Here is a 6,331-nt window from a genome sequence, read left to right as displayed (position 1 = left end):
ACGGCTGAAAAGAGTGAGCAAGTGTTGGCAATTAAGTTTGTACAATGGGACGTTCCCCCTTTGGAGAGCCTTTGTAACAGCAAAGTATATCTCCTACGTATGAAACTTAATCGTGGCGAGTGTATGAGCCGTGAGGAAAAGAATTGGCTATGTGAAGCGGTGAACTCTAATACCTATTTCCGCACAGCCGTTCCCCTGCAAGGCTATCGCTTTGACTTCTTTGATGTACTGAAGAAATATCTTGTCAATCAGTACGGACAATGGACAGAGTGTTACGCACCCGACAGAACAAGCCTAAGAGCCTACCTATATGGGCGCATCAATCAAATAGTAGAAATCCCTAAATATTAAAGAACAATGAAAGGAACAGAACATTTCACACGGACAATAGCCGAGTATCTTAATCAGCGTGCTATGACAGACCCCTTGTTTGCCCCTAACTTGATGAAACCGAACAAGAATATCGAGGAGTGCATCACCTACATTCTTAATGAAGTGCAGAAAAGCGGTTGCAACGGCTTTGATGATGATGAAATCTTCTCTATGGCTGTTCACTACTATGATGAGGACGATATAGAGGTGGGTAAGGCTATTTCTTGCCAAGTTGCCGTCAATCACATTGTAGAACTTACAGAGGAAGAAAAAGCCGAAGCAAGGCAGGAAGCCATTAAGCTATATCAGCGTGAGGAACTTGCCAAGTTACAGAGTCGTAACGCACGAGTTAAAAAGACCGAGAATGTAGCAACCCATGTACAACCATCACTATTTGATTTTTAAGCCTATGAAACCGAGAAACAAATTTGAAAAGGCAGTTTTGGAACAAAGCAAGTATCTTTGCCCGATAACCAAGACACAAAGTAAGTGGGCATTCCGTGAGTGCATAGACCACTTCGCCTACCGCTTGCCCAAAGGTCGCACCACTTGTATGGACTGTGGACATAGTTGGACACTGAACAAACATAGAAAAACTTGCACTTGCCCTCATTGCAGGGCTAAGTTGCAGGTAAAGGAAACATTCCAAAGGAAATTGCAGCAGAAGCACTATTTTACGACACTCACCGCTTGCGGAGAATACCAAGTGTTGCGGATGTTCCTCCTCGTGGCTGAAATGGAGAAAGGTTGCAAGGCAGAGTACTACGCACTTGAAATTGGGCAGTATTGGTGGAACGCACAAGGACGGAAAGCCTTGGTTGCCATACAACGTATATTGGGACATTACGTTGATACATTTTCCTATTGCGCACCTATGGCAATCCGCAATGACAATGAAGCCTACCGATATGTAGCCTATTCGCAGATATATCCGAAGTTCAAGGTATCAGACACACTCCGCAGAAATGGTTTCAAGGATGATTTTCACGATATTCCCCCAACAACACTCATTCCTGCCTTGCTTTCTGACAGCCGTGCCGAAACATTGATGAAAGCAAAACGGTTTGAACATTTACGCTATTTTCTCAATACTCCTCGAAACTTCGACAATTATTGGCAGTCCTACAAGATAGCCAACCGTAATGGATATGAGATAACAGACATTTCCCTTTGGTGCGACTATGCAGACACACTCCGCAGGTTGGGCAAAGACATTCACAGCCCGAAGTTTCTCTGCCCCACCCACCTCAAATCCGAACACGACCGCAGACACAATGAACTCCTCAGATTGCGTGAAAGGGAGGAGATACAACAGAAACAAAAGAAGGCAATGGAAGACGAAAAACGTTTCAAGGAACTCAAATCCAAATTCTTCGGTATCCATTTCACGGACGGCACAATCCAAGTCCACGTATTGGAGAGCGTGCGTGAACATTTGGAGGAGGGAGCGACCATGCACCATTGCGTATTCTCCAACGAATATTATCTTAAAGAGGACTCACTAATCCTATCGGCTACCATTGAGGGCAAGCGGATAGAAACAATAGAGGTATCACTGAAATCATTTGAGGTGGTGCAAAGTCGTGGAGTGTGCAACAAGAATACCGAGTACCACGAACAGATAGTAAACCTTGTCAATGCCAATCGAGGACTTATAAGGCGAAGAATGAAAGCAACAGCATAAAGTATGAACTATTAAATTATCAGAGATATGAAAACAGAGATTGAAAACATCATCTACAACTATGCGGATGAGATACCGCATATTCTCATTAGGGTTATCAATGCAATAACCCTATCCGACAACAAAGAGGAGTTAAGGTCAGCTATCAACAAAATAGCCGATGAAACAGAACTTGACAAGTTCTTTGCATACGGCTATGGTGCACATCACTTTTGGCTCACACATCGTAAATTATCTAATGGAGAGCCAAAGGAATACAGATTATTAAAGGTTGAATTTTAAGATTATGAAGAAGAAAGTTTACAGAGTTCGGACGCAATACATCTTCGAAGGAGTGTTTGATGTGGTTGCGGAGAGTAAGGAAGAAGCACGGCAGAAAGTCCTGCAAAATTGTGGGTTGGTGATGGGTGGTAGCATTCACAGCACTTTGCCCGATGATGAAATAAATTGGGCTTTTGACAAGCATCCCAATAAGCACATAGACAGGATAACGAAAGTCCAGAAATAGCATTACAAACTATGCCAAGAACAACCACGCAAACCGAAAATTGCGTGGCTTCTTTTCTTTGTCTTTGAACGAGCAGGCGACCAAAGCAAAGAAGCAAAAGAAAGTCGCAAAGATACTTAAATTATAAGAACTACAATATTTTAAATTGTCAAACAGGCTATTTATGCTTATTCTGTCTGCAAATAGAATCTTTTGTGCTCATAATATTGACATCTTTATCTTTTGCAAATTTGTTTTTTGTATATGAGTTGTGTGAAGTTTCCGTTTTATTCTTTTCTATATTTCTATTATTTATGATTAGAGTATAAACATTGAAACTTGTATTAAAAAAAAGTGCAAAAATTGATATTATCAAGGCCCCATAGGTCAATTTAATTTGTTTTTGAAACCGTTGTTCATCTCGTGATATAAATCCTCTGTTACAGAACAGCCTAAATTCCTCCGTGACATATATTTCCTTTTCACAATATTCTATCAAAAGATTAGTAATATTAGAATCTGGTATATCCGAACTAATACAAGGCAAATTAACGATCCCCCTTCCCATACTCATTGGATTTTGAAATTGGTTTGCCCGACGCAAGGTCATGATATAATGTTCTTTCTCTAATAATTGTATCAAATTTACGACCTCAAGAATAAGTTCACAAACCTCAGTACTACGCTTTTTAACATAACTAAAATCTTCTTCTGTAGGATTTTGGCTTGATATAGTTACACGAATTTGTACACTAGAGTTTTGTCTATTCATGACAATTCTGACATTATCTAATTTATCATCTATTATATTGCCAATATAATTATTATTTCCATTTCCTTGCAATATTCGATTGCAAAATTGTTGTTCTTCTTTATTTAAACTTCTCATTTATTTAATCTCAAAAAAAAATGGGCAACTTCCTACTCTCCCACAAATTTGCAGTACCATCGGCATTCTCGGGTTTTACTTCTCTGTTCGGAATGGGTAAGAGGTAGTTCCACCGCAATTATAGTTACCCTCGATAATTTTAATAAGATGGTAGCGTAGGCTACCAAGCAGCAGAGAATAGCGTAAAAGATAAGATCGTTACTATCTTAACAAGCAAGATAGGCAAACACATACCGCATAGCGATACAATACTTGCAATGAAACAAAATAGTAGTAGCATTTCCTATACCCAATCTATCTTTGTCTTCGGTCGTTGTTTCAAGTCGCAAATCATCTTTCCTATATGTGCCAAATAGCTTCCTGCGGTGAACGCATCAGCTACAGGATTGCCCATGGATAAAATAGAAATTGCTACTGAGACAAAACCAGTCAAATTCTCTGTAGAGTTTAACGCCTTTTTCACGGCGGGATCTGCCTAGCATCTCGCTAAGCAGTCCTAATAATAATTTTTCTTTTCCATAAAAAATTTGATTAAAACTGAAATTAAATTTATCTGTTCCATATATATATGGCTTATGTACTTCAAGCACATAGGCAAAAAGTACATTTGCAAATTTACATAAAAACTTTAATTTATAAGCCAGTGGGAATAAAGAAAATGCGTTTTTCTTTAGAGGAAAGATACGATAAAAGAAAATAATTTTCTATTATTCCTCAACAAAATATCAATCATAAGCTAAAGGTATATAAAACAGGGCAAACTCAACCTGTCTACGTTTAACTAACCCATTCAAAACTTTTCCCTTATATCGGCAAAACGAAACATACTCCCGATAAATATTTCTATCTCCAGCCTCTATCTTTCGCAGTAACTTACTCTTAGTGTGTTTGCCATATCCGAGCAGTCGCCCTACACCAACATTGTAGGCAAGTAAGGTCAATAGCAGCGCATCTTTCCCATACCCCTTGAAGTGTTCAAAGCATTTCCATAGGTCGGCACGGAGGAGCGAGTCCGCCTGCCGTTCCGTCATATTGGAAGAGAAGTGCTCTCCAGGTTGCAGCTGATGCCCATAGCCCACATACGGATAGCAACCTTTTCCGTGTAGCCCCTCGAAGTATTTCACGACCACCACGGCGCGCTCAAAAGGAGGCAAGTCTGTCAACCGTACCCTGCGCTGGGCAAGGATCGGCTGGCAGAGCAAGCACATTATACAGAATAAAGCAAAGCGTTTAGCCGTTCGCATCGTTCAAGGCTCTGGTTACTACTGCGGTGGTCTTTCCCTTTTCCTCCGCCTTTTCGTTGTTGAAACTGAAAGTCAGTTGCTGCATCTTACCGAAACTGTCCTCCACGTACACGTCAATCGTCTGGCGGTCAGTGGAGAGCGAGGTGTAATACAGACGGAACACATCTTTCGTGAGCGGATAGCGATCATTGGGCTTGAATACCGTACCATCATCCATCTTCAGCGTTCCCTTGCCGTCAGGCTGGAAGTATCGGATGGTGTAGCGTGTGTCAGCAAAGTCGCCCCCTCGCTTGAGCGTGCAGCATATCTCTGCCGTCTGTCCCTTGACAATGTCCTTCTGAACGGGCATCGTCTCGACAGTGAACGGATAAGACTGCTGAACATCCAGCTCCCTATCACAAGCAGATAGACAAAACACGGCAAGGGCAAGTACGCCCATTACCCATATCGAACTTAATATCTTCTTTTTCATGTTTCTTTTCTATTAAATATTAAACCTAAGTCCTGCTGATAGCGCAGGACGGAAACGATGCACGTCCGTTCCAAAGAGGAACCGTCCCTGCGCCTTTACAAGAAAGAGAATCCTGTCCGTAAGGAACACCTCCACCGAGCCGTGAACGGCTCCGCCATAGACAAAGTGGGAACGGTCGAGCAACGTAGCCCCATCGGGCAGCAGTTTTTTATCCTCGTTCAGCTGCTCATAGCCACCCAAGGCGGATATGCCACTATTGAGAAATACGTTCTTACCTCTGTCGGAGAGAACAGGGTGCATATAGCCCACCTGCAAGAGTGCATCCTTGAGTTTTACGCCATAGTCCCGATACGGCATAATCTGCTGTTCATACTCAACTCCTACAAAGGAGTAGTTCTCTCGTTTCAAGTAACGGGTAAGCGATATGTCAAGACCGAAGTTATCCTTGCCAAAGAACTTTTCACCCTTGATAAGCGGAACACCCCCTACGACCTCTATGCCCCTTTGCTTGGGTATCAGTCGCTGTGCCTGCGATGGCAGACTGAAAGCCATTGCCACCGCTGCACAAACCGATAAAATAAGTTTCTTCTTCATAAAGCCTACCATTTGAGTTTGAGGTTGTCAATCTTCTTTGCCAGCTGCAAATCTTCCTGTCCTACATAGAAAGACAGCGTGCGCCCTCCGCTTCGCTCATAGAGCGTTACTTCAAGCTGCTTGTCTTCTGCAAGAGAAAACTGCTTGAGCGCAAACACAGTGTGTTCACTGCCCATGCCACGCACCTGCATCACCTGATGATAGGCACGAAGCGGCTGCAATACTTGTTCTTGTATGGCGGTGCGCTTTGCCACTTTCTTATCCACCACCTTAAAGGTGATAAAATCCACCGAGTAAGGCATATTCGTGCCGTTTTCCATACGGGTGTGGAAATACAGCAAGCCATTATGGGCATACAAGCCACGAAGCAGAAACTTCATACCGAACTGCTGTGCACCGATGTGCTTAATGCAGCGTCTGTCATTCTGGTAGATGGTCTGCATCATCAGCTTTACTAATACGGGCGACTCGTTACCGAGTTCCTTAAAGTAAATATCAGAGCGATTGCTTGGCAGTCGTCCGTCCGTTGGTGACAGGAAGTCCTTCATCTCTATGCTGAGCTTCTCCGGTTCATCAGCATATTTGACAT

11 protein-coding genes and 1 rRNA gene are annotated in these 6,331 nt (G+C 42.5%); 5 read left to right on the top strand and 7 right to left on the bottom strand.

Translation table 11 applies throughout. From position 1 onward, the window contains the following. The 5 genes from BN35_RS00055 to BN35_RS00035 form a co-directional block, all read left to right on the top strand. The coding region (locus BN35_RS00055; RefSeq protein ID WP_081675904.1) for a hypothetical protein at positions 1–351 on the top strand (351 nt) is incomplete at its 5' end. 6 nt (positions 352–357) lie between these two features. After that, positions 358–777, top strand: coding sequence for a PcfK-like family protein (locus BN35_RS00050; RefSeq protein ID WP_004357833.1), 420 nt, complete (start codon positions 358–360; stop codon positions 775–777). Between the two features lie 4 nt (positions 778–781). After that, entirely contained in the window at positions 782–2,056 is a 1,275-nt protein-coding gene (locus BN35_RS00045) for a PcfJ domain-containing protein (protein WP_025073189.1), read from the top strand. 27 nt (positions 2,057–2,083) lie between these two features. Then, positions 2,084–2,338: a hypothetical protein gene (locus BN35_RS00040; RefSeq protein ID WP_025073190.1), complete on the top strand. Its 255-nt coding sequence runs from the start codon at positions 2,084–2,086 to the stop codon at positions 2,336–2,338. A gap of 4 nt (positions 2,339–2,342) precedes the next feature. Next, a complete protein-coding gene (locus BN35_RS00035; RefSeq protein WP_025073191.1) occupies positions 2,343–2,564 on the top strand; it encodes a hypothetical protein in 222 nt (73 codons plus the stop codon). Positions 2,565–2,721: 157 nt separating this feature from the next. Here BN35_RS00035 and BN35_RS00030 read toward each other — a convergent pair whose 3' ends face one another. From BN35_RS00030 to traN, 7 genes are all read right to left on the bottom strand, one after another. Beyond that, positions 2,722–3,432, bottom strand: coding sequence for a hypothetical protein (locus tag BN35_RS00030; RefSeq protein WP_028901357.1), 711 nt, complete (start codon positions 3,430–3,432; stop codon positions 2,722–2,724). Positions 3,433–3,451: 19 nt separating this feature from the next. Continuing rightward, positions 3,452–3,564: ribosomal RNA gene (rrf, locus tag BN35_RS00025) — 5S ribosomal RNA — on the bottom strand. 151 nt (positions 3,565–3,715) lie between these two features. Continuing rightward, the gene (locus BN35_RS13555) at positions 3,716–3,895 is read right to left on the bottom strand and encodes a hypothetical protein (RefSeq protein WP_145992906.1); all 180 of its coding nucleotides are present in this window, start codon (positions 3,893–3,895) and stop codon (positions 3,716–3,718) included. A 262-nt stretch (positions 3,896–4,157) separates the two neighbouring features. Continuing rightward, entirely contained in the window at positions 4,158–4,676 is a 519-nt protein-coding gene (locus BN35_RS00020; RefSeq protein WP_028901356.1) for a glycoside hydrolase family protein, read from the bottom strand. Then, positions 4,663–5,148 (bottom strand): DUF3872 domain-containing protein, encoded by a 486-nt coding sequence (locus tag BN35_RS00015; protein ID WP_025073193.1) that lies wholly within the window; start codon positions 5,146–5,148, stop codon positions 4,663–4,665. The genes BN35_RS00020 and BN35_RS00015 overlap by 14 nt, the downstream gene beginning before the upstream one ends. Before the next feature lie 12 nt (positions 5,149–5,160). After that, positions 5,161–5,754 carry a conjugal transfer protein TraO gene (locus BN35_RS00010; protein ID WP_028901355.1) on the bottom strand — a complete coding sequence of 198 codons (594 nt, stop codon included), beginning with the start codon at positions 5,752–5,754 and terminating at the stop codon, positions 5,161–5,163. After that, the coding region (traN, locus tag BN35_RS00005; protein ID WP_044071023.1) for a conjugative transposon protein TraN at positions 5,748–6,331 on the bottom strand (584 nt) is incomplete at its 5' end. The genes BN35_RS00010 and traN, both read right to left, overlap by 7 nt.

The sequence above is a fragment of the Hoylesella timonensis 4401737 = DSM 22865 = JCM 15640 genome, assembly GCF_000455445.1.
Lineage (GTDB): Bacteria > Bacteroidota > Bacteroidia > Bacteroidales > Bacteroidaceae > Prevotella > Prevotella timonensis.
Note: the sequence above shows the minus strand (reverse complement) of the source record. Positions and strands in the feature narration are given on the sequence as shown.

What these genes read in the sequence shown, in the direction of transcription:
- BN35_RS00050 (WP_004357833.1), top strand. Translation starts at nt 358, where the DNA reads ATGAAAGGAACAGAACATTTCACACGGACAATAGCCGAGTATCTTAAT.
- BN35_RS00045 (WP_025073189.1), top strand. Translation starts at nt 782, where the DNA reads ATGAAACCGAGAAACAAATTTGAAAAGGCAGTTTTGGAACAAAGCAAG.
- BN35_RS00040 (WP_025073190.1), top strand. Translation starts at nt 2,084, where the DNA reads ATGAAAACAGAGATTGAAAACATCATCTACAACTATGCGGATGAGATA.
- BN35_RS00035 (WP_025073191.1), top strand. Translation starts at nt 2,343, where the DNA reads ATGAAGAAGAAAGTTTACAGAGTTCGGACGCAATACATCTTCGAAGGA.
- BN35_RS00030 (WP_028901357.1), bottom strand. Translation starts at nt 3,432, where the DNA reads ATGAGAAGTTTAAATAAAGAAGAACAACAATTTTGCAATCGAATATTG.
- BN35_RS00020 (WP_028901356.1), bottom strand. Translation starts at nt 4,676, where the DNA reads ATGCGAACGGCTAAACGCTTTGCTTTATTCTGTATAATGTGCTTGCTC.
- BN35_RS00015 (WP_025073193.1), bottom strand. Translation starts at nt 5,148, where the DNA reads ATGAAAAAGAAGATATTAAGTTCGATATGGGTAATGGGCGTACTTGCC.
- BN35_RS00010 (WP_028901355.1), bottom strand. Translation starts at nt 5,754, where the DNA reads ATGGTAGGCTTTATGAAGAAGAAACTTATTTTATCGGTTTGTGCAGCG.